Origin of the sequence: Falsihalocynthiibacter sp. BN13B15 (assembly GCF_041205415.1) — a bacterium.
GTDB lineage: Bacteria > Pseudomonadota > Alphaproteobacteria > Rhodobacterales > Rhodobacteraceae > Falsihalocynthiibacter > Falsihalocynthiibacter arcticus.
In genome coordinates, this window is record NZ_JBGFCE010000003.1 from 437,037 (window position 1) to 457,111 (window position 20,075).

Annotated in this window: 20 protein-coding genes; 2 read left to right on the plus strand and 18 right to left on the minus strand. The window is 52.2% G+C overall.

All coding sequences use genetic code 11. From position 1 onward, the window contains the following. Positions 1-3 precede the first annotated feature (3 nt). The 5 genes from AB9F26_RS07345 to AB9F26_RS07365 all read right to left on the minus strand — a co-directional run bounded on the left by AB9F26_RS07345 (position 4) and on the right by AB9F26_RS07365 (position 5,649). Positions 4-126: a hypothetical protein gene (locus AB9F26_RS07345; RefSeq protein WP_257722125.1), complete on the minus strand. Its 123-nt coding sequence runs from the start codon at positions 124-126 to the stop codon at positions 4-6. A 116-nt stretch (positions 127-242) separates the two neighbouring features. After that, positions 243-2,333 (minus strand): ATP-dependent DNA helicase RecG, encoded by a 2,091-nt coding sequence (recG, locus tag AB9F26_RS07350; RefSeq protein ID WP_369767714.1) that lies wholly within the window; start codon positions 2,331-2,333, stop codon positions 243-245. Continuing rightward, positions 2,330-4,447 carry an NAD-dependent DNA ligase LigA gene (gene ligA, locus AB9F26_RS07355; protein WP_369767715.1) on the minus strand — a complete coding sequence of 706 codons (2,118 nt, stop codon included), beginning with the start codon at positions 4,445-4,447 and terminating at the stop codon, positions 2,330-2,332. Before ligA ends, recG begins: the two co-directional genes overlap by 4 nt. Positions 4,448-4,559: 112 nt before the next feature. Next, positions 4,560-5,273, minus strand: coding sequence for a response regulator transcription factor CtrA (ctrA, locus tag AB9F26_RS07360; RefSeq protein WP_335584355.1), 714 nt, complete (start codon positions 5,271-5,273; stop codon positions 4,560-4,562). Between the two features lie 97 nt (positions 5,274-5,370). Beyond that, a complete protein-coding gene (locus AB9F26_RS07365; protein WP_335584354.1) occupies positions 5,371-5,649 on the minus strand; it encodes a DUF1153 domain-containing protein in 279 nt (92 codons plus the stop codon). A 123-nt stretch (positions 5,650-5,772) separates the two neighbouring features. Here AB9F26_RS07365 and mnmA point away from each other — a divergent pair, with 123 nt between their 5' ends. Continuing rightward, on the plus strand, positions 5,773-6,918 hold the full coding sequence (gene mnmA / locus AB9F26_RS07370; protein ID WP_335584353.1) for a tRNA 2-thiouridine(34) synthase MnmA: 1,146 nt from the start codon (positions 5,773-5,775) through the stop codon (positions 6,916-6,918). Here the strand turns inward: mnmA and lpxB are convergent. The 13 genes from lpxB to pyrH form a co-directional block, all read right to left on the minus strand. Further along, complete coding sequence (lpxB, locus tag AB9F26_RS07375) at positions 6,915-8,075, minus strand: lipid-A-disaccharide synthase (RefSeq protein WP_369767716.1); 1,161 nt, start codon at positions 8,073-8,075, stop codon at positions 6,915-6,917. The genes mnmA and lpxB overlap by 4 nt on opposite strands. Further along, positions 8,075-8,878 (minus strand): LpxI family protein, encoded by an 804-nt coding sequence (locus tag AB9F26_RS07380; protein ID WP_369756509.1) that lies wholly within the window; start codon positions 8,876-8,878, stop codon positions 8,075-8,077. Before AB9F26_RS07380 ends, lpxB begins: the two co-directional genes overlap by 1 nt. Further along, entirely contained in the window at positions 8,878-9,675 is a 798-nt protein-coding gene (gene lpxA / locus AB9F26_RS07385) for an acyl-ACP--UDP-N-acetylglucosamine O-acyltransferase (RefSeq protein WP_369767717.1), read from the minus strand. The genes AB9F26_RS07380 and lpxA overlap by 1 nt, the downstream gene beginning before the upstream one ends. A 3-nt stretch (positions 9,676-9,678) precedes the next feature. Then, positions 9,679-10,143, minus strand: coding sequence for a 3-hydroxyacyl-ACP dehydratase FabZ (gene fabZ / locus AB9F26_RS07390; RefSeq protein WP_335584349.1), 465 nt, complete (start codon positions 10,141-10,143; stop codon positions 9,679-9,681). A gap of 93 nt (positions 10,144-10,236) precedes the next feature. Next, complete coding sequence (locus AB9F26_RS07395) at positions 10,237-10,839, minus strand: OmpH family outer membrane protein (protein WP_369757649.1); 603 nt, start codon at positions 10,837-10,839, stop codon at positions 10,237-10,239. Between the two features lie 31 nt (positions 10,840-10,870). Then, on the minus strand, positions 10,871-13,237 hold the full coding sequence (gene bamA, locus AB9F26_RS07400) for an outer membrane protein assembly factor BamA (RefSeq protein WP_335584347.1): 2,367 nt from the start codon (positions 13,235-13,237) through the stop codon (positions 10,871-10,873). A 150-nt stretch (positions 13,238-13,387) separates the two neighbouring features. Next, positions 13,388-13,522: a hypothetical protein gene (locus tag AB9F26_RS07405; RefSeq protein WP_335584346.1), complete on the minus strand. Its 135-nt coding sequence runs from the start codon at positions 13,520-13,522 to the stop codon at positions 13,388-13,390. An 82-nt stretch (positions 13,523-13,604) separates the two neighbouring features. Next, positions 13,605-14,903 (minus strand): RIP metalloprotease RseP, encoded by a 1,299-nt coding sequence (gene rseP / locus AB9F26_RS07410; protein ID WP_335584345.1) that lies wholly within the window; start codon positions 14,901-14,903, stop codon positions 13,605-13,607. A gap of 48 nt (positions 14,904-14,951) precedes the next feature. Continuing rightward, positions 14,952-16,130, minus strand: coding sequence for a 1-deoxy-D-xylulose-5-phosphate reductoisomerase (dxr, locus tag AB9F26_RS07415; RefSeq protein WP_335584344.1), 1,179 nt, complete (start codon positions 16,128-16,130; stop codon positions 14,952-14,954). A 2-nt stretch (positions 16,131-16,132) separates the two neighbouring features. Beyond that, the gene (locus AB9F26_RS07420) at positions 16,133-16,834 is read right to left on the minus strand and encodes a CDP-archaeol synthase (RefSeq protein WP_335584343.1); all 702 of its coding nucleotides are present in this window, start codon (positions 16,832-16,834) and stop codon (positions 16,133-16,135) included. Beyond that, entirely contained in the window at positions 16,831-17,553 is a 723-nt protein-coding gene (locus AB9F26_RS07425) for an isoprenyl transferase (protein ID WP_039000664.1), read from the minus strand. Before AB9F26_RS07425 ends, AB9F26_RS07420 begins: the two co-directional genes overlap by 4 nt. 23 nt (positions 17,554-17,576) lie before the next feature. Next, positions 17,577-18,140 (minus strand): ribosome recycling factor, encoded by a 564-nt coding sequence (frr, locus tag AB9F26_RS07430; protein WP_335584342.1) that lies wholly within the window; start codon positions 18,138-18,140, stop codon positions 17,577-17,579. A 120-nt stretch (positions 18,141-18,260) separates the two neighbouring features. Continuing rightward, positions 18,261-19,007, minus strand: coding sequence for a UMP kinase (gene pyrH / locus AB9F26_RS07435; RefSeq protein ID WP_039000661.1), 747 nt, complete (start codon positions 19,005-19,007; stop codon positions 18,261-18,263). 145 nt (positions 19,008-19,152) lie between these two features. Here pyrH and miaA point away from each other — a divergent pair, with 145 nt between their 5' ends. After that, positions 19,153-20,025: a tRNA (adenosine(37)-N6)-dimethylallyltransferase MiaA gene (gene miaA, locus AB9F26_RS07440; RefSeq protein ID WP_369767718.1), complete on the plus strand. Its 873-nt coding sequence runs from the start codon at positions 19,153-19,155 to the stop codon at positions 20,023-20,025. Positions 20,026-20,075: the final 50 nt, after the last annotated feature.

Genomic DNA, 20,075 nt, shown 5'->3' on the forward strand with positions numbered 1-20,075 from the left:
AAACTAGGCAAAGCCAGGTAGAAAAAGTGCTCCAAGCAACATGAAAACAACAGCCGACAAGCCTGCTGCATCCTGCAACAGAGTTCCCGAAGAGCGGCTTATAATTTTTTTAAGTTCGCTAAACATTTTCATCTCCACCTTCACACTTTAGTTGCCTCTTTGTTCTCACCTTATGAACAGGAAGTAAAGAACTAAATGAGAACATTAGTGAACAAATGAGAACGCGATGTCGAAAAATATGACTAACCCACTGAAATTAAACGAATTGCCTTATCTTGCTCCATTAACCACAAAAGTGAACGCGCAGCCTGACCACGTGGGCTGATCAACTCGGGGTCCAAAGTCAAAAGCGTACGCGCATCCTTCTGCGCAATGGCCATAAGCGCGGCTTGTCGCTCTAGGTCTGCAATTGCAAAGCGCGGTATACCCGATTGCGCGGTTCCAATGACATCCCCAGCCCCCCGTATCTCCAAATCTTCCTGCGCAATCCGAAACCCGTCTTCGCTTTCGCGTAATATTTCGAGACGGCGCTGCCCCGTTTTACTTAACGGTGGCTGGTAAAGAAGAACACATGTCGACTTCCCGGCGCCACGCCCTACACGCCCCCGCAATTGATGAAGTTGCGCTAGACCAAAGCTCTCGGCGCGCTCAATCACCATAATAGTTGCATTTGGTACATCAACACCGACCTCAATGACCGTCGTTGCAACCAACACAGACCGTTCACCCGCAACAAACTGCGCCATTGCTTGGTCTTTTTCCTGTGATGGCATTTGCCCATGCACCAAAGTAACCACGTTTTCTCCCAATTCGGCTCGTAGAGCCTTGAACCGATCTTCGGCAGCGGTCATGTCGATCAACTCGCTCTCTTCCACAAGGGGGCAAACCCAATATGCTTGCTTACCTTTTGAAACGGCTTTTCGCAGGCTGCTAACAATCTCGTCTATACGCCCTGTTGTGACCATAACCGTTGAAATAGGCTGCCGTCCCGCCGGTTTTTCATCTAGAATGGAAACATCTAAATCACCGAATTGCGCCAAGGCTAGGCTTCGGGGAATCGGCGTCGCCGTCATAACTAATACGTCCGCGCGCTTCCCCTTAGCTCCCAACCGCGCCCGTTGCTCCACGCCAAATCGGTGCTGTTCGTCGACGACCGCTAAGCGTAAATCATTAAAAACAACGTCATCTTGGAACACTGCATGCGTTCCAACCAAAATCTGAATGGCGCCACATGCTAAAGCCTCAAGCTTTTTCGTACGCTCTTTGCCTTTGTCTCGCCCCGTAAGAATCTCAATATTCACACCCGCAGTTTGCGCAAGCGGACGCAGCCCCTCTAAATGCTGGCGCGCAAGAATCTCGGTTGGGGCCATCATCACACCCTGCCCGCCAGACTCGACCGCATTTAATAAAACGGCCAGCGCAACCAGAGTTTTTCCTGCTCCAACATCCCCCTGCAAAAGCCGGTTCATCCGATACGGTTGTGCCATATCAAAACGAATTTCCTCGATTGCGCGATACTGGGCTTCTGTCGGAACAAAAGGAAGTGTTTTCAGAACCCTATCAAATAGGAGGCCTTCCCCCTTTGTCTCTTTCCCTTTCAATTTCCGCGCAGCATTCCGAGCAAGCGCAAGTGTCAATTGATGGGCAAAAAACTCATCGTAGGCTAACCTTTGTCGAGACATGCTCTCTGGCGACAAATCTTGGTTGTTCTGTGGATTGTGTGCCGCATTTAAGCTTTCTTTCCAGCCCCCCCATCCTCGCTCTCCCTTTAAGGATGGATCGATCCATTCCCCGAGTTCAGGCAGACGTTCCAGAGTCGCGGCGACAGCTTTGCTGATAACTTTTTGGGTAATTCCCACTGTAGAAGGGTAAACGGGCTCAAACTCAGGGATCGACGTGGCGTCCGCTAATTCAACTATATGATCCGGATGAACAATTTGGGCTATGCCATCAAAAACCTCAAGCTTTCCCGATACAATTCGGCGCTCACCTATAGGCAGAATTTTTTCAAGATAGTCCTGCCTTGCGTGAAAAAACACCAGTTGGAGCGTGGTTTGCGCATCCTGAACATAAATCCGGTACGGTCGATCACGACTAACCGCAGGTTTGTGATTCAGAATTTCGACTTCAACAGTAACAACGCATGGAGCATCGGCCCCTATAACACTCGTAATCGGACGTCGATCAACCCCAGAAAAGGGCAACAAAAACAGAAGGTCACGCGGTTTACCAATACTCATTCGCGCGAAGTTTTCCGACGCTTTTGGGCCGACGCCGTCCAGTGTTTTCAAATCAGAAAACAATGGGAAAAGCCCTTCTGGACGTGAACTCATAGCCCTTCGATCATGGCCAGCCATGCATCTTCATCAATGACTTCTATTCCTAGATCTTCAGCTTTCTTCGCTTTGGATCCAGCGCCTGGGCCGGCAACAAGCAAATCAGTTTTTTTGGACACGCTTCCAGAAACTTTTGCTCCAAGATCTTCAGCGCGCGCCTTGGCTTCTGCGCGACTCATCTTCTCCAAAGTCCCTGTGAATACAACTATTTTTCCAACCACGGGACTACTTTCCACCTCTTTGAATACCGCATCCAATGATGTTAATTGGGAGATGAGTGCGTCAATTGCAACGCGTTCTCGCGGGTTTTGAAATGCGGCCACGAGAGACGTTGCCATGACAACTCCAACGCCATCAATTGACAAAAGATCATCCCAAGCGTCGCCACCGCCAACGGTCACAGATGTGAGGCCCGCTACAAATTTAGACCACGACTGATAATGTTTAGCTAAAAGTACACCTGAACTTTCACCGACATGCCTAATTCCAAGGGAAAAAATAAGCTTCGCGAGGGGAATCTGGCGCTTTGCATCTATTGCATCAAACAAGTTAGCGGCTGATTTACCTCCCCAACCCTCTCGGTTTTTAAGCTGATTCAGGCCATTTTCGTATCTTTCGCGCAGGGTAAAAATATCAGCGGGGCTTTCTATCCATCCATCTTTGTAAAACAGCTCAATTTGTTTGGCCCCGAGCCCCTCGATATCGAATGCAGAGCGGGAAACAAAATGCTTTAACTTTTCAACGACTTGTGCGGCACAAATAATACCACCTGTGCATCTACGAACAGCATCGCCCTCTTCTCGGATGGCCGGAGACTGACAAACTTCACAAACTTCTGGGAAAACAAACGGTTGGCTATCAACAGGCCTTTTGGATAAATCTACGTCCGAAATTTTTGGAATAACGTCGCCCGCACGATAGACTTGGACCCAGTCACCTTCACGGATATCTTTGCCGTCTCGAATTAATTCACCTTTGTTTCCACGCCCCTGAATATAGTCCTCATTGTGAAGAGTCGCGTTACTCACCACAACGCCGCCAACGGTAACCGGCGAAAGCCTTGCCACGGGAGAAAGCGCCCCTGTTCTTCCGACTTGGATTTCAATTTTTTCGAGGCGTGTCCAAGCAAGTTCGGCAGGGAACTTATGTGCGATAGCCCAGCGAGGCGTTGTGCTTCGAAATCCCAATCGTTTTTGCAAAGTCAGGAGGTTCACTTTATACACGACGCCGTCAATATCATAACCAAGCGAGGCTCGGGACTGCTCGATAGATTTGTAATGAGCCAAAAGCTCTTGTGGCCCCTGACATATTTCCGTCAGATCGTTTACTGAAAAGCCAAATGCTTTTAAACGCGAAATCGCATTGAATTGCGTTTCTGCCAGTGGCTCTGAAAGCTCTCCCCACGCATAGGCAAAAAACTTTAACGGTCGGCCTTTGGTGATCTTTGAATCCAGTTGACGAAGGGAACCAGCGGCAGCGTTGCGCGGATTGGCAAAGGTTTTTTCTCCGTTTGCAATCTGGCGTTCATTCAAGTTCTGAAAGTCTTGATGAGACATGTACACTTCACCGCGAACCTCAAGGATAGAGGGCGCGTTGAATAGTTCTTGTGGGATATCAGATATCGTTCGCGCGTTTTCGGTAACATTCTCACCGATTGAGCCGTCCCCACGCGTCGCAGCATGTACGAGTTGACCGTCTTCATACCGTAGCGAAAGCGACAGGCCATCAATTTTGGGCTCAGCAGTAAATTCCAAAGCCTCGGTCGTAGAATAGCCCAGAAACTTTCGAATACGCGCATCAAAGTCTTCGACATCGGGCTCCTCAAACGCATTTCCAAGAGAGAGCATTCGAATTGTATGGGTGATTTTGCCAAACCCGGATTCCGCAGGGGCACCAATTTTCTCACTCGGGCTATCGAAGTGCCTTAGAGCGGGAAATCGAGCTTCTATCTCGCTGTTTCGGCGTTTGAGAGCATCATACTCAGCATCCGACAAGGTGGGCGCGTCTAGGCCATGATAGTCAGAATTGGCTTTCGACAATATTTTTGCAAGGCGCACGAGTTCGATCTTCGCTTCAGATTCGATCATGTCTTGTGGTTTTTTCTGTTCCATTGGACCTCGCTTGCCATGAGAGCAAACTATGCGTCAAGACAAGTGAGGTCCAGCGGAAGAGAAAGAGTATGTACAGTTTTCTTACACCTAAAAACTGAACATGGTTTGCAAGTTAGGCACCAACGGCAAGGGGTTCCTCAAGTTCCATTGGCTGTGGATCGCGCAAAACATAGCCGCGCCCCCAAACAGTTTCGATGTAATTATCCCCAGTTGTTGCTTCGGCGAGTTTTTTGCGAAGTTTACAAATAAACACGTCGATAATTTTAAGCTCTGGTTCATCCATGCCGCCATAGAGATGGTTAAGGAACATCTCTTTGGTGAGAGTTGTCCCCTTACGAAGGGAGAGAAGCTCTAGCATTTGGTATTCTTTACCCGTCAAATGCACCGTTTTACCCGAAACATCGACGGTTTTCGCATCAAGGTTGACCGAAATCTTGCCGGTACTAATGACCGACTGGGAGTGGCCTTTTGAGCGACGAATGATGGCATGAATTCGTGCAACCAATTCTTCACGATGAAAAGGTTTCGTCATGTAATCATCCGCTCCAAAACCAAAACCTTTGATCTTGTTCTCGGTATCATCTTCGCCCGTCAGAATGAGGATAGGCGTATCGATACGTGCCAAACGAAGTTGTCGAAGCACTTCGTGTCCGTTCATGTCCGGCAAATTAAGATCGAGCAAAATCAAATCGTAGTCATACAATTTCGCAAGATCGATACCTTCTTCCCCAAGATCGGTACAATAGACATTTAGATTCGCATGAGTGAGCATCAGTTCGATGCTTTTAGATGTAGTTGGATCGTCTTCTACTAAGAGGACTCGCATTTTGTTAATCTCCGCTGGTAACCCTTCTTCTTCATTCGACACTGGCTAAAATTGGTTAACTACAAGTTACCAATTGAGAAACGTTACCATTAACAACCTAAAGTTGTCGATATTTTTGCAATGCTGTGGACTTTAGGGCCGATTCACCGTGTTTTTCGATGGCTTCGACCCATGATTCGAACTCCTCTTCGCTCAAGCCATACCTTTCCAAGGCTTCTTTTAAGGGAATCAACCCATAGGCGACCCCCCGAACCACCGCTGCTTTACGGCTCGCAACCCAACGTTGGGTCTGCTCCGGCGGCAAATCCGCACGGGTTAATACGGACCCATCGGGCAGCGTAACTGCACGCGGGCCCTCAACTTTTTTCAAAAACATACCATTCCCCTCGATTTCCATGAGGTGAATTTGCCTAAACAGCCTTAAGAGAGAATGAAACGCCCCCTTGTTAGTAGTTCGCATTTTCTTATATTCTGCAGGACCTTGTTTAGGATAATTAAGATGCCGTTGGATTCGACCCACCCCGTTAACTCTCTTGGCTTTGCCAAACCGCCCTCCCAGACACGCGTTGTGGTTGCAATGTCGGGTGGCGTGGACAGCTCTGTAGTGGCCGCAATGCTCGCAGATGAGGGCTATGACGTGGTTGGGGTGACACTCCAGCTGTATGATCACGGTGCTGCGCTGGCCAAAAAAGGCGCCTGTTGTGCGGGCGTGGATATTCATGATGCGCGCCGCGTTGCCGAGGAAATGGGCTTCCCACATTACGTGCTTGATTATGAGAACGTTTTTAAAGATGCCGTGATTGACGAATTCGCCGATGCCTATCTTGCGGGTGCGACGCCCGTGCCGTGCATTCGCTGCAACGAGCGTGTGAAATTCAAGGATCTCTTGGAAACCGCCAAGGACTTGGATGCCGATTGCATGGCGACCGGCCATTATATCCAACGCAAAATGGGCGACAACGGCCCTGAGCTGCACAGTGCAACCGATGCCAACCGCGATCAAAGCTATTTTCTGTTCTCGACAACCGAAGACCAGCTGTCTTATTTGCGCTTTCCCTTGGGCCATTTGGCGAGCAAGGACGAAACCCGCAAACTGGCGCAAAAATATGGCCTCGTTGTTGCGGACAAGCCCGACAGCCAAGACATTTGTTTCGTGCCCGACGGGAATTACGCCAGCGTCATCCTTAAGTTGCGCCCCGAAGCCGCCGATCCCGGCGATATTGTGGATTTGGACGGCAATGTTGTGGGCAGCCACAAGGGCGTGATCCATTATACCATCGGCCAACGCCGTGGCCTTGGCATTGGCGGCCTAACCGATCCGATTTATGTGGTGAAGCTTGATCCCGAAAAGAAACAGGTCGTTGTGGGGCCAAAATCGGCGCTCTCGACACGGATCATTCCCATTCGCGAAATCAACTGGCTTAATGATGAACCGTTGATGAGTAAAGAAGAGTGGCATATTTCCGTCAAAGTGCGCTCGACCCGCCCGCCACGTGACGCGATCTTGCGCCCGATTTCCGAAACCGAAGCAACGGTGGAATTGCTCTCGGCGGAAGAAGGCGTCTCGCCCGGTCAAGCCTGCGTGTTCTATGACAATGACAGCAGTCGTATTTTCGGGGGCGGCTGGATTTGGCGCGGTAATTAAGGCGCGAGGGCGACGATCACGGACTCTGCGGCACGCGCACCAGGATCTTCGCCACCTTCACCAAGTCTTTCCATCGTAATCTCCATTGAGGCCAATTGGCTCTGTGGGGATTTCCAAAGATCAACAAGGGCTGGCGCGATATTTTCGGGCCGGCAATTTTCGCCCAAAAACTCGGGAACATCACGGCGTTCACTCACGAGGTTCACCAAGGTCACTGTGTCGACCTTCAACAACCGCGCAATCATTTTCCGGCTGAGCCAATTCATATCATAGGCGATCACCATCGGCGTACGTGCATGGGCCAGCTCAAGTGAAACGGTGCCTGATGCCGCGAGGGCAATATCCGCAGCAGCAAACGCCGCGCGTTTTTCGGCCTGCCCAGCCGCGCTGCTGTCGGTCTCCAACAGAATGACGGGTGGGGAAATGTCCCATCCCTCAACCAATTCGCGCACCAGATTGCGGACACCGGGAGCGATGGGCAACACAACGCGCGCTTTCGGGATTTCCTTGACGGCTTGTGCGAGGGCGGCACCAAAAATACCGCCTAAACGGCTCACTTCGCCACGTCGCGACCCCGGAAGCGCCAAAATCAAGGGCGTCTCAGAAGAGAGCCCGTGCGAGGCCCGAAACGCATCGGCTTCGTCTTGAGTCGCTTTTGGTTCCGCCACGATCGGATGGCCGACAAAATCGCAGGTCATGCCCGATTTCTGCATCAAGGGCGGCTCAAACGGCAGGAGCGCCAAGACGTGATCAATCACCTTCGCCATCTTCGGGCCGCGCCCCTCGCGCCACGCCCAAACACTGGGAGCGACATAATGCACCGTTGGAATATTACTTTGCGCCTTGAGGATTTTCGCCACCCGCAAGCAAAAGTCGGGGCTATCAATACTGATGACGACATCCGCTTTCCAGTCGAGCGCTGCTTGAGCCGTTTCGCGAATACGACGTTTTAGGGCGAAATATTTCGGCAGAACCTCAACAATCCCCATTATAGAGAGTTCAGTCATGTCAAAAAGGGAGGCCATTCCCTCGGCCTGCATCAGCGGCCCCGCGACGCCACGAAACTCCACGTCAGGCAACCGTGATTTTAGGCCCCGCATCAAAGCTGCCCCAAGTTTGTCCCCCGAAAGCTCGCCCGCAATAAGGAAGACCCGCATCAGCGGGCCTCGCCATAGATAAAAAGGCCAAGCTCCTTGGCCAACGCACAGGTTTCAACCGGATCCACAATCATTACCTGCCCAGCCTGCACTACAACCCCCGCCAAACCCGCGCTATGGGCCCCGTGCAAGGTTTCAGGCCCAATCGCGGGCATATCCACCCGCAACTCTTGGCCGACTTTTGCACGCTTCATCAAGACGCCCTGCCGGGAGAGCGTGTTTTGCGCGATAAAGCTAAGCATCGCGTCCGTGCCTTGAATGGTTTCAATGCCATAACAAAGCCCATTGGCAACAACACAGCCCTGCCCCACATCCACCGGTGACAGCGCCGTAAGAATGGCGTGCGCACGATCCATATCCCTCAAGGCCTGCTCGCTAGGCGCCTCCCCCGCAATAAGCCCTTCGGTGGCTAAAATTTCGGGGCAAATTTCATGGGCACCAACAACGGTAAACCCCGCGTCCTCAAAGACCTCCACGACAATGCGCAAGATGTGATCGTCGCCGCCCTTCATGGCTGCAATCAAACGTGGCGCCAAACGCATCATCGTTGCATCAAAACGCAACGGATTCAGCGCAGGGCGTCGAAGACCTCCCGCAAAACACACCCGTTTGACGCCCTGCTTGTGCAATTCCTTGAACAACCCGCCGAGTTTTTCAAAGCGGGCTTCATAGTCAGGCTGTGCATTTGTCTCAACACTCTGAAACGTCACAACAAAACTGTCGGCTTCCCGCGCGGCGACTTGGAGCGGTAAATCCCCGCGCCCTGCAAGCACCGCAAGGCGGTTTGGTGCGTCGGCCGCCACTAGCTTGGAGTCAGAAAGCCGCGATCGCTTTCCCCTAAAATAAACTGCGTAATTTCATCCACATAGGTGCTGTCGTAATCTTCTGAAAGGCGCATAGCGCGTTCTTGGAACTGGCCTTCACCTTGCCGCAACATCTGAAACGCTGCGCGCAACGCGGAAATATCCGCCCGCGACACACCCCGCCGCTTAAGCCCGACCAAGTTAAGCCCGTCCAATTCGCCACGCGGCCCCTGCACAAGCCCATAGGGAATGACATCATTGGTCACCATAGTGACGGCACCAATGATCGCACCACGGCCCAGTCGAACGAATTGATGAATGCCTGAAAGGCCCCCAATGATAACGTCATCCGCCACCACACAATGCCCCGCAAGTGCGGCATGGTTGGCAAGAATCACGCGGTTACCGACCGTGGTGTCATGGCCCACATGAGCGCCTGTCATAAACAGGCAATCGTCGCCCACGCGGGTGATGCCGCCGCCGCCAGTGGTGCCAGTATTCATAGTGACACCCTCGCGGATACGATTGCGCGCCCCCACGATCAAGCGGGTTTTTTCGCCGTCGAATTTAAGGTCCTGTGGCACTTCACCAATCGTGGCAAAGGGGAAAATCTCGCAATCTTCGCCGATTTCAGTTATTCCCGCCAACACGACATGGCTCTTGAGTACGACTCCCCGCGCCAAAGTCACATCCGCCCCGATATGCGAAAATGGCCCGACAACACAGGCCGGCCCGATGATCGCACCGTCTTCTACAACCGCGGAAGGGTGGATATTGGCGCTGGGATCAATACTCAAAAGTTAGCCCTCGCCCTGCAAATCAATCATCGCAGTGAAATCCGCTTCAGCGACGATTTTGCCATCAACCTTCGCGTCACCGTGGAATTTCCAAATCATCCCGCGCGCCTTTACGACGGTCACATGCAACTCAAGGACATCGCCGGGCACAACTTTCTGGCGGAACTTGCCGTTGTCCACAGACATGAAATACACCAACAGTGGCTTGTCGACCATTTCGAGCCACAGACCAACCAGCACAGCCGCGGATTGCGCCATGGCTTCGATGATCATCACGCCCGGCATGATCGGCGCCCCGGGGAAGTGACCCTGAAAATGCGGTTCGTTCATCGTTACATTCTTAACACCAACCGCGCTTTTGCCCGGATCGATGTCTTTCATTTTATCCACTAATAAAAACGGATACCGATGGGGAATAATGCGTTGAATAAGGTCAAGATCTGCTTGGGTCATGTCTTTGGATTGCATGGAGGCTCCAGTCGCTTCGCGTTTTTATTATGTTCTTTGAGTACCAAAACTGGGCTGCGCATTCAATAGCGCTAACCCCGTGAGAACCACGCCTTACGGTTTGCCATCTTGCAAAACCTGATCCACACGTAAAATGGCTTCGTTTGTAATATCGATCGCTGGATCGGGCAGTAAAATCACACGAGAATCCAGAATTCCCAAGGCATTGCGCTCTCTTAGGATTTTCCGCAAAATAGGGAGACTGGCATCGTTGAACCCTTGCCGCCCCTCACTTGCCCGCTTACCGAGTTCTTGGCCTTTGCGTTCCTGCGCATCACGAATGCCTTGCACCTTGTCGTCAAAAGCATCGGCGAGGACACGGAATTCGTCTGGAGACAAAACCGCGCGTCGTTCAAGTAAGCGCAATTCTTCGGTCTCTAAATCCCGAGTCAACTTGCCGTTTTCCAACTGGATTTCTTTGGCGAGTGCCTTGACCTCTTCTTGAATTCGCAACCCAAACGCGGATTCCGCGTACAGGCGTTCAGGGTCCAAAATAACAAAACTGCCTTGAACAATTGCCTGAGTATTCAATCCGCCCGCGACACCGGCCTCAGCTTGTGATCCGCCTGTTGTCCTGTCCGGACTCTGTGCCAACGCAGGGAACCCGCAAAATACAATCACGCAGATTGCGGCCAAAATCGCCCTAGAGAGCGCCATAAAACGCTGACCGAAACCGCCAATGCCCCACTTAGAACCTAGTTGTAACAGTAAGTTCAAACGGCTGCTCCACATCATAGACTTCTTTCTTGATTGCTTTGGTGAAGTTAAACCGCAAAGGCCCCAACGGTGTATTCCAATACACCGCAAATCCAACCACGGACCGTAAGTGGAACGCATCATCCACCGTACAATCTGTGACGGGACAGGCCGCATCGGTCGGGCCACCCGCCGTGTCATCCAAACCCCAAATCGAGCCAACGTCAAAGAAAAGACCCGCAGAAATCCCGTATTCTTCGGGAAGCCCAATCGGGAAATCGGCTTCGAGGCGCAGAACCGAAAACAGATTGCCGCCAAGAGAGTCTTGGTTCACGGCGTTCAGGTCACGTGGTCCCGTGCCAAAGTTCTCGAACCCGCGCATCTTACGGGTTGTTTGCGAATAGCGATCGGTAATGCGGGATTTCCCACCATTATAAACAGTATACGACCCCGCTTCAACAATGGCGCGCAAAGTTACGAGACCGTCCAAAGCGTTGGTTTCGGCCCCTGCTAAAAGTGTCGCACGCATAAAGGGATCATCGTCTATGTAGCCAAAGTTTTGTCCAAACCGCAAAACATAACTGTAATCTTCGTCAATTTTGCTGCGCCGCGAGTCGAAAGTATAGAAATACCCCAGAACATTGTCCGAGCGTTCCCCTACGTCCGCATTCACCAAGCGCGAGTTATCGATGCTTGAGTTATAGAGCGACGTATCGAGGAACCGATATCTCAGCCCCAAACGCCCGCGTTCGCTGACGGGGAAATCAATCGAAGGAGAGATTGTATCCCGCGTGGTATCATATTGCTGCGTTGTATTGCTCGTCGTGATACGGCCTAGATCAATGTCAAACCGCAAATCCCGCCCATAGAGATATGGCTCCGAGAAAGCAACATTAACAGAATTTTCATCGGAAACAGTGCTGATCTCGAAACTGAAGGTTTGCCCACGGCCCAACAAGTTGGTTTGCGTATAGCCAAGGTTCAATCCGGGACCGTCATTCGTACTATAGGCGACACCCAGATTTAACGAACCCGTGGTGGTTTCAACCACATCAACATCGACGATAACATTGTCTGACGTGCTTCCTTCGCGTGTGTTCACTTCGGCGTCTTCGAAATACCCAAGCGCACGCACACGTTCCGCAGATTGGGCGATTTCACGCGGATTAAACGGGTCGCCCTCTACGGCGCGGAACTGTTGGCGCACAACGCGGTCAAGCGTCGTGGTGTTGCCCTCGATATCGATACGCTCGATAAAAATCCGCGGTCCTCGCACCAGAGCAAATTCAACATCCAGCGTCCGTGTGCGATCATTACGCACGATCTGTGGGTCCACGCGGACAAAATCATGGCCATCTTTGAGCGCTTTGTTTTCCATCCGTAGAATGGCGGCTTCAATGCGTGCCGGCGAAAAGTCTTTGCCCGACTTAATTTTGATCAGTCTTTGATACTTTGCCGGGTCAATATTGGCGAATTCCGACGAAACCGTTAAATTACCAAAACTAAACTGCTGGCCCTCTTTGATCCGGAAGGTCACAAAAATACCGTCGCGTTCACGGGAAAGTTCGCTGGTGACGGAAACGGCCTCAAAGTCGACGAACCCGCGCGCCGTATAGAATTCCGTTAAGACTTGCTTATCAAATTCAATACGATCCGCAACAAACGTGTCCGATTTCACAAAGGTGCGAAAGATACCAGCCTGTTTGGTGCCAAGCAAACGGCGCAATCGCGTGTCACTATAGGCGCGGTTGCCCACAAACGTGAGGCGCTCGATATCCACCGTTTGGCCCTCGGTAACTTCAAACACCAAATCGACGCGATTTTCAGACCGGCGGATGATCCGTGGCGTGACAGTGGCCGCAAGGCGTCCACCGATTTCATAAGCCTCAACCAAGGAGGCGGCATCCTGCTCGGCCACTGTTGGATTGAAAACCAACCGAGGCTGCGAACGTACAACCGTAAAGAGCGCGTCGTCCTTGATACGCTTATTTCCCTCAATCGAAATTTGGTTGATTGTTGGGTATTCGACGACCTTAACGCCTAAGGTATTGCCACGCGGGTTGATTTCGACGGATTCAAACAAACCCGACCCGACCAAGTTTTGGTAGGCTGCGTTTAATTCGCCCGCCGACAGGGTTTGGCCTTGGACGATTCCCATGTAGGTCATGATTGTCGCGGAATCCACGCGTAAATTCCCGTCGATGGAAAAGGACGAGAACGTATAGTCCTGCGCCTCCGCACCAGAGGGAACAACCGTGCAAACAGCTGAAATGAAAAGAAAAAGAAACGCTGAGACGCGGCAAAGCGCCCTCTTAAGCGTCACGATGCTTTTGAACGCATCGGTGGCGAAATCACTCATGGACTTCCATCCGTATAAAACCCTAGGTCCGCCCTAACTAACGGGAAAAGCCCCCTATGTCAAAAGCAAGAAAGCGCCCCAAGGGACGCTTTCTACTATTCGTACAAAATTTAGCTACAACCCAGCGTTTGATCGCTGTTTTGCCCCGTCTTAAATCGCGAGGTTCACCGATACAAACGCCCCGAGCATTAAAGCTGCGACCATCGCGCCAGAAACAATCAGGCGATCCATATTGAGCCCCACAAGAAGGGAAAGTCCGCGGTATCCGTTGTTAATCGTTTGCATGTTAGACCTCGTGTATTGACTATTCCAATCCACTGTAGGCAAGAAATATGGCACAAATTGGGCTATATTAACTTTTTGTTGATTAACAGACCAAATCTGTGAACAACCCCAACGCCATGAGCGACAAAATAAGCCCCAACCCGATTGTCATCAGGCCACGCACCCAAGTGTCATTTGGCGGCTTACGGAAAATGGCTTCATAGGCATAAAACACTAAATGTCCGCCATCTAGAACTGGAATGGGGAACAGATTCATCAGACCAATGGCCGTGGAAATCACCGCGATAAAACTGATAAAATCACTGATGCCGCCTTGAGCCGCCTGCCCGCTTACTTTGGCGATACCAATGGGCCCAGAAATATTACAGGTCGAAATTTTCCCAGCCACCATGTGATACATCCCTGAAAGCGACTGGGTTATCACGCGTTTGGTGGCATTAAATCCAAGCGTCAAACCCTCAACGGGACCAACGGCCTCATTGAGCGGTGTAAACGCATACCGCCCGCTAATTCCCATCAACCAACGGGTTTCAAAACCACCGTCTGCGGTGGGTAAATCCCTGCGTTGAGCATTAAGCACAAAAGGCATTTCCGCCCCTGCGCGCCAGACCATCAAATTGAGCGGCGCACCCGCCGAGGCCTCAACAATGGGGATCAACTGGCCAAAATAAGAGATCGGCTCCTCGTTGATGGAAAGGATGACATCGCCCTCTTCAAGCCCTGCCTCATAGGCCGCGCTGTCGGGGGATACAGCACTGACCAAAGCGGGTTGGAGTTGAGGCCCCAAAACGGTCATTTCCTGTCCCTCACGGGTGATTTCATAAGATAAGAGTGCCGAATTTGTTTTGAGTGCGTCAAATGTGGTGCGCAAGCCTTCGGACCCGTCTAGTGAAAGCCCTTCGACCGAAAGCAACACGTCTCCGGCACGTAAATCTCCAGTTCCTGCTGGTAATTCAATAACTTCGCCAACCGTTAGCGGCGATTTTTCCACCCCGACAGACATGGCCAAACCAGCGAAGATCAAAATTGACAGGGCGAAATTAAACAACGGCCCCGCAGCAACGGTTGCCGTCCGTGCCCACAAAGGTGCGCCATGCATTGTGTGACGCAATTCGGCATCCGACAGACCCACCATGGCCTCGCCATCTTTGCCACTGGCCGCATCTGCATCCCCGCGAAACTTTACATATCCGCCAAACGGCAGCGCCGCGACTTGCCATTTTGTACCGTGCCGGTCGACCCGCGAAAACAAAACTTTGCCAAACCCAAGCGAGAACACGTCGGCATAGATTCCAGACCACCGCCCAACGATATAGTGCCCGTATTCGTGGATCGCCACGATAACGGAAATAACCACGACAAAAGCAATAAGCGTAAACACGCCACCGCCCAGTGAAGAGAATATCGAAGAAAAATCCAAGGTCTGTCCTTAATTATGCAAAGTCTTGGCGCATTCACGCGCCCATACCCGTGCCGTGTGATCTGCTTTTAGGACGTCATCAAGGGGGATCACGTCAATTTTATGGCTGTCTGCGGAATTCTGCCAATGCCTGTTCAACACCAATTCAACCACCTGCGCCATCTCCTGAAAACCAATCTCGCCCGCGAGAAACAGATCAAGCGCGCATTCCTTGGCCGCATTGAAAATCGCACCAGACAAGCCACCACGGCGGATAACCTCATCCGCCAAACGCAACGCAGGCCAACGTTGAAGGTCGGGGGCGGAAAATTCAAGCTTGCCGATTTTGGCCAAATCCAATCGCTCAACGGGTAATTTTTCCCGTTGTGGCCAATGCAGTGCATAGCCAATGGCGTGGCGCATATCGTGCGGCCCCATATGCGCTATTATGCCACCATCAACAAATCCAACCAACGCATGCACGAGGCTTTGAGGATGAACCAGCACTTCTATTTGATCCGCCGAAACACCGAAAAACTCTTTTGTTTCAATCAACTCCATCGCTTTGTTAAACATAGAAGCGGAGTCAATTGTAATACGTTGGCCCATGTCCCAATTGGGATGGGTGCAAGCCTCCGCCACTGTCGCGGTCGCCAGTTTTTCCAGCGGCCACGTGCGCAACGCACCGCCGCTTGCAGTAATAATGATACGCTCCACGCGCGAAATATCTTCGCCGACCAAAGCCTGAAAAACGGCGGAATGCTCGCTGTCGACGGGCAGGATTGTCGCGCCATATTTGGCCGCTTCGGATTTCAACAACGGGCCCGCCGTCACCAAACTCTCTTTGTTCGCCAGCGCCAAAACGCCCCCGTGGCGCAAAGCATGCAACCCCGGCGCAAGTCCCGCCGCGCCCACAATCGCGCTCATGAACCAATCTGTTGGACGGTCCGCCGCCTCGATTAAAGCCTGCGGTCCTGCAGCAACTTCAATGCCCGTTCCAGCCAGCGCTTTTTGCAAATCGGAAAGACAAGTTTCGAACCCTGTCACAGCGATTTCGGCCTTGAGATCAATGGCATCCCGCGCGAGTTGCGCAATATTCCGCCCCCCAGTTAAGGCGACAACATGATAGGCGTCGGGCGCCCGTTTGATCAGGTCGATGGTAGATTGGCCAATCGAGCCCGTCGCGCCAAAAATTGAAATGCGGCGCATGTTTAAACGCCGAAGCCAAGGACGATGAGAATATAGACCGCCGACACGCAGCCCACGCCGACCATGCCATCAAACCGGTCCAAAAACCCGCCATGCCCTGGAATTAGGTTGGAGCTGTCTTTTATTTTATAGCGCCTTTTCAATGCACTCTCGGCGATATCTCCCATCTGAGACGCAAAAGACAAAAGCATAAAACTAAGCGCCGTTGCCATGACTGAGGGGCTGACAAGCAGAACTGACTCAGGAACATAGGGATAAAGCGCAGCAATCGCGCCAAATATCCCCGCCAAAACCCATCCCGCGACCGTACCCGACCATGTCTTTTTCGGGCTAATCAGGGGCCAAAATTTTGGGCCACCAAAGATTTTGCCAGCGAAATATCCAAAGATATCCGTAAGAACGACGATGACAAACAAACCTGTAATTGTCCAAATGCCATTGGGAGTACCACGCAGAAAGATAAAGGCCCATGACGCGGAAACAATCACAAGGGCGTAGGCGGCAAAAATCGGCCAATCTCGCCCCGCCTTGAGGGTTTCGGCCATCATCCGCCACAATTCCCACAGCATCGCCGCAAGGCTAAAAATAATCAGGGTGTTGAACAGAATTCCACCGGAATAAACCGCCGTAACCCCAACAACTGCCATAACAATTGCTGACATCGTGCGTGGCATTAAATCCGACCACTTAGATAAACGACTCATAGGCTGACGGCTCCGAAGCGGCGATCGCGTGCGCCAAAACGTTTAAGGATTTCGCCAAAGACGTCAGGCGTAAAATCTGGCCACAAAATGTCGGTAAACTCGTATTCCGAGTAGGCCGATTGCCACAAAAGGAAGTTGGAAATGCGGGCCTCCCCCGAGGTCCGGATCACCAAATCAGGATCTGGGAGGAACCGCGTGTCAAGGAATTGCGCCAAAGTTTCCACGTCAACGGATTCAGGATCGATACGCCCTGCAGCCACTTCGCGCGCCATGCGTTTGGTCGCACGGGCAACCTCGTCGCGTCCGCCGTAATTGAGCGCTATCGTTAAATGCACCCCATCGTTTTCGGCGGTCAAAGTTTCTAGATTATCAATAAGTTTCTGCAGCTTAGGGTCGAGTCTTAATCTATCTCCGATAAAACGAACCCGCACGCCTTGCTTAAGAAGCGCTTGGGCTTCCCGCTGGATATAACGGCGAAACAGGCTCATCAGGCCAGCAACTTCGCTTTGCGTGCGCTTCCAATTTTCAGTCGAAAACGCAAAAATTGTGAGGTATTTGACGCCATAATCGGGACAGGCCTCAACGATTTCGCGCACACGTTTGGCGCCCGCGTGATGGCCAAATAAGCGCGGCCGCCCTCGAGACTTGGCCCACCGACCATTGCCATCCATAATGATGGCCACATGGTGCGGGCTGTTGTTTTCGCTCTCTTGGGCCACGGGGTGCCTTCCCTATTGCCTGCTTAAACCTGCATGATCTCGGCTTGTTTTGTTTCAAGCGTTTTGTCGACAGTGGCGATATATGTGTTGGTCAAATCCTGAACTTCGTCGGTCCAGATTTTGAAGTCATCTTCGCCCATACCGTCGTTTTTGGCTTTCTTGAGCTGGTCCATGCCGTCGCGACGCACATTGCGCACAGAGACGCGGGCGTGTTCGGCATATTGCGCGGCGACGCGGGTCAACTCGCGGCGACGTTCTTCGTTAAGCTCCGGAATTGGCAGCATAATAATTGTGCCATTCAACTGGGGGTTAATCCCCAGACCACTTTCGCGGATGGCTTTTTCGGTGGGGCCAACAAGAGCTTTGTCCCACACGTTGATCGTGACCATGCGCGACTCAGGAACGTTTACCGTGCCGACTTGGTTGATCGGGGTTTTCTGCCCATAGGCATCGACCATAATGGGTTCCAGCATGCTCGCGGACGCGCGGCCGGTCCGTAGGGATGCAAATTCGACCCGAAGGGAGGCAATCCCCCCGTCCATACGACGTTTAAGGTCATCAAGATCAATTTCGAATTCTTCGGACATGTTCTGCTCTTCTCTTTTTGGTGTCACGTACTTTAAAACGTCTTACCGCATGGCGTACCGGTTGTATAGACAACAGGACGCACGCGCCAGAAACCCAATTCGGTATGAATTGACTAATTTTTAGCCGTGCACCCGTGTATACGTCCCTTCACCTGCCAAAATTCCCTTGAAACCACCCGGTTCATCTAGGGAGAAAACAATGATCGGCAGATTGTTATCACGCGCCAAAGCAATGGCGCTCGCGTCCATCACAGCCAGACGTTTTTGCAAAACTTCATCAAAGGTCACGTTGTCATAGCGCACGGCGTCGTCAAATTTTGCGGGGTCCTTGTCATAAACGCCATCAACCTTGGTGCCCTTAAAGATCGCTTCGCAGGACATTTCATTGGCGCGCAAAGTGGCCGCAGTATCCGTGGTAAAATAGGGGTTTCCGGTACCTGCAGCAAAGATCACGACCCGTTTTTTCTCAAGGTGGCGCACGGCGCGGCGGCGAATATAGGGCTCGCAAACCTGATCCATCGGGATGGCCGAGATCACGCGTGTGTGGATGCCCTGCCCTTCAAGCGCGCTTTGCATCGCGAGGGCGTTCATCACGGTGGCGAGCATGCCCATATAGTCGGCGGTAGTGCGCTCCATCCCTTGGGCACTGCCCTGAAGGCCGCGGAAAATATTGCCGCCGCCGATGACCATGCAAATCTCAACACCCATGTCATGCACAACTTTAACTTCGCGGGCGATCCGCTCCACGGTCGGCGGATTGAGGCCATATCCACGGTCGCCCATCAGGGCCTCTCCAGAAATTTTCAGCATAACCCGACTAAATGTCGGATGTGTTCCCGTGCGACTTTCTTCGCCAGAAGTGCTCATGCCGAATTCCCCTTTTACCAATGACTGACTGTTTGCCTTGTCGGCCAAAATGTCCCAAAACGGGCCTAGGTTCAACGGCTAAACGGCGCTTGCGGCCAAGGAAATTGACAAAAAACGATGTGACACCGGTAAGGAAGCGTTCAGAATGCTCAAGATCCACGACATTTCCCCCGATTTGCCCGTCCTAATTGCGGGCCCAACGGCGTCTGGAAAATCGGCGCTGGCGCTGGAAATCGTTGCCGCGCAAGGGGGTGTCATTCTCAACGCCGACGCGCTGCAAGTGTTTGGCGGCTGGAACATTCTTACCGCCCGCCCCACGGCCACTGATATGGCCGCTGCCGATCACCAGTTGTACGGCCACGTCGCCTATGACGCGCCCTATTCTGTTGGGCATTGGCTGCGTGACATCACGCCTTTGCTCGCGGGCAAGCGTCCCGTAATTGTGGGCGGAACGGGGTTGTATTTTCAAGCGCTAACCCAAGGCCTTGCACTCATTCCCGCCACGCCTGATGTTCTGCGCGAAACCGCTGATGCCCGCCGTATCTCGGAAGGACATGACGGGATGTTCGCGGAACTTGACGCCCAGACACAGGCCCGGATCGACGCGCTTAATCCAATGCGGGTGCAACGGGCGTGGGAAGTTCAACAAGCAACGGGGCTTGGCCTTGCGCATTGGCAAGATCAAACGCCGCCACCGCTTTTGCCCCTTGCAAACACATACCCTATTGTTCTTGACGCAGACCGCGATTGGCTCGCAGCCCGTATTGAACGTCGATTTCACTTGATGATAGAGGCGGGTGCAATTGAGGAGGCCCGCGCGATGTGGCCCACGTGGAACCCCGCGCATCAATCGTCCAAAGCTATCGGTGCTCCAGAATTAATCGCACATCTAGAAGGTCGCCTCTCGCTTGAGGCCGCGATTGAGGCGGCGATTATCTCAAGTCGCCAGTATGCAAAACGTCAAAGAACGTGGTTCCGGAGCAAGATGCGCGACTGGAATTCGCATGTTCCCCATTAGTTCGCGTCCTTAACGCAACGCCTTTTAACTCCTCCCCCCATTCCTTCAAT

What these genes read in the sequence shown, in the direction of transcription:
- AB9F26_RS07345 (WP_257722125.1), bottom strand. Translation starts at nt 126, where the DNA reads ATGTTTAGCGAACTTAAAAAAATTATAAGCCGCTCTTCGGGAACTCTG.
- recG (WP_369767714.1), bottom strand. Translation starts at nt 2,333, where the DNA reads ATGAGTTCACGTCCAGAAGGGCTTTTCCCATTGTTTTCTGATTTGAAA.
- ligA (WP_369767715.1), bottom strand. Translation starts at nt 4,447, where the DNA reads ATGGAACAGAAAAAACCACAAGACATGATCGAATCTGAAGCGAAGATC.
- ctrA (WP_335584355.1), bottom strand. Translation starts at nt 5,273, where the DNA reads ATGCGAGTCCTCTTAGTAGAAGACGATCCAACTACATCTAAAAGCATC.
- AB9F26_RS07365 (WP_335584354.1), bottom strand. Translation starts at nt 5,649, where the DNA reads ATGTTTTTGAAAAAAGTTGAGGGCCCGCGTGCAGTTACGCTGCCCGAT.
- mnmA (WP_335584353.1), top strand. Translation starts at nt 5,773, where the DNA reads ATGCCGTTGGATTCGACCCACCCCGTTAACTCTCTTGGCTTTGCCAAA.
- lpxB (WP_369767716.1), bottom strand. Translation starts at nt 8,075, where the DNA reads ATGCGGGTCTTCCTTATTGCGGGCGAGCTTTCGGGGGACAAACTTGGG.
- fabZ (WP_335584349.1), bottom strand. Translation starts at nt 10,143, where the DNA reads ATGCAATCCAAAGACATGACCCAAGCAGATCTTGACCTTATTCAACGC.
- AB9F26_RS07395 (WP_369757649.1), bottom strand. Translation starts at nt 10,839, where the DNA reads ATGGCGCTCTCTAGGGCGATTTTGGCCGCAATCTGCGTGATTGTATTT.
- bamA (WP_335584347.1), bottom strand. Translation starts at nt 13,237, where the DNA reads ATGAGTGATTTCGCCACCGATGCGTTCAAAAGCATCGTGACGCTTAAG.
- AB9F26_RS07405 (WP_335584346.1), bottom strand. Translation starts at nt 13,522, where the DNA reads ATGCAAACGATTAACAACGGATACCGCGGACTTTCCCTTCTTGTGGGG.
- dxr (WP_335584344.1), bottom strand. Translation starts at nt 16,130, where the DNA reads ATGCGCCGCATTTCAATTTTTGGCGCGACGGGCTCGATTGGCCAATCT.
- AB9F26_RS07420 (WP_335584343.1), bottom strand. Translation starts at nt 16,834, where the DNA reads ATGAGTCGTTTATCTAAGTGGTCGGATTTAATGCCACGCACGATGTCA.
- frr (WP_335584342.1), bottom strand. Translation starts at nt 18,140, where the DNA reads ATGTCCGAAGAATTCGAAATTGATCTTGATGACCTTAAACGTCGTATG.
- pyrH (WP_039000661.1), bottom strand. Translation starts at nt 19,007, where the DNA reads ATGAGCACTTCTGGCGAAGAAAGTCGCACGGGAACACATCCGACATTT.
- miaA (WP_369767718.1), top strand. Translation starts at nt 19,153, where the DNA reads ATGCTCAAGATCCACGACATTTCCCCCGATTTGCCCGTCCTAATTGCG.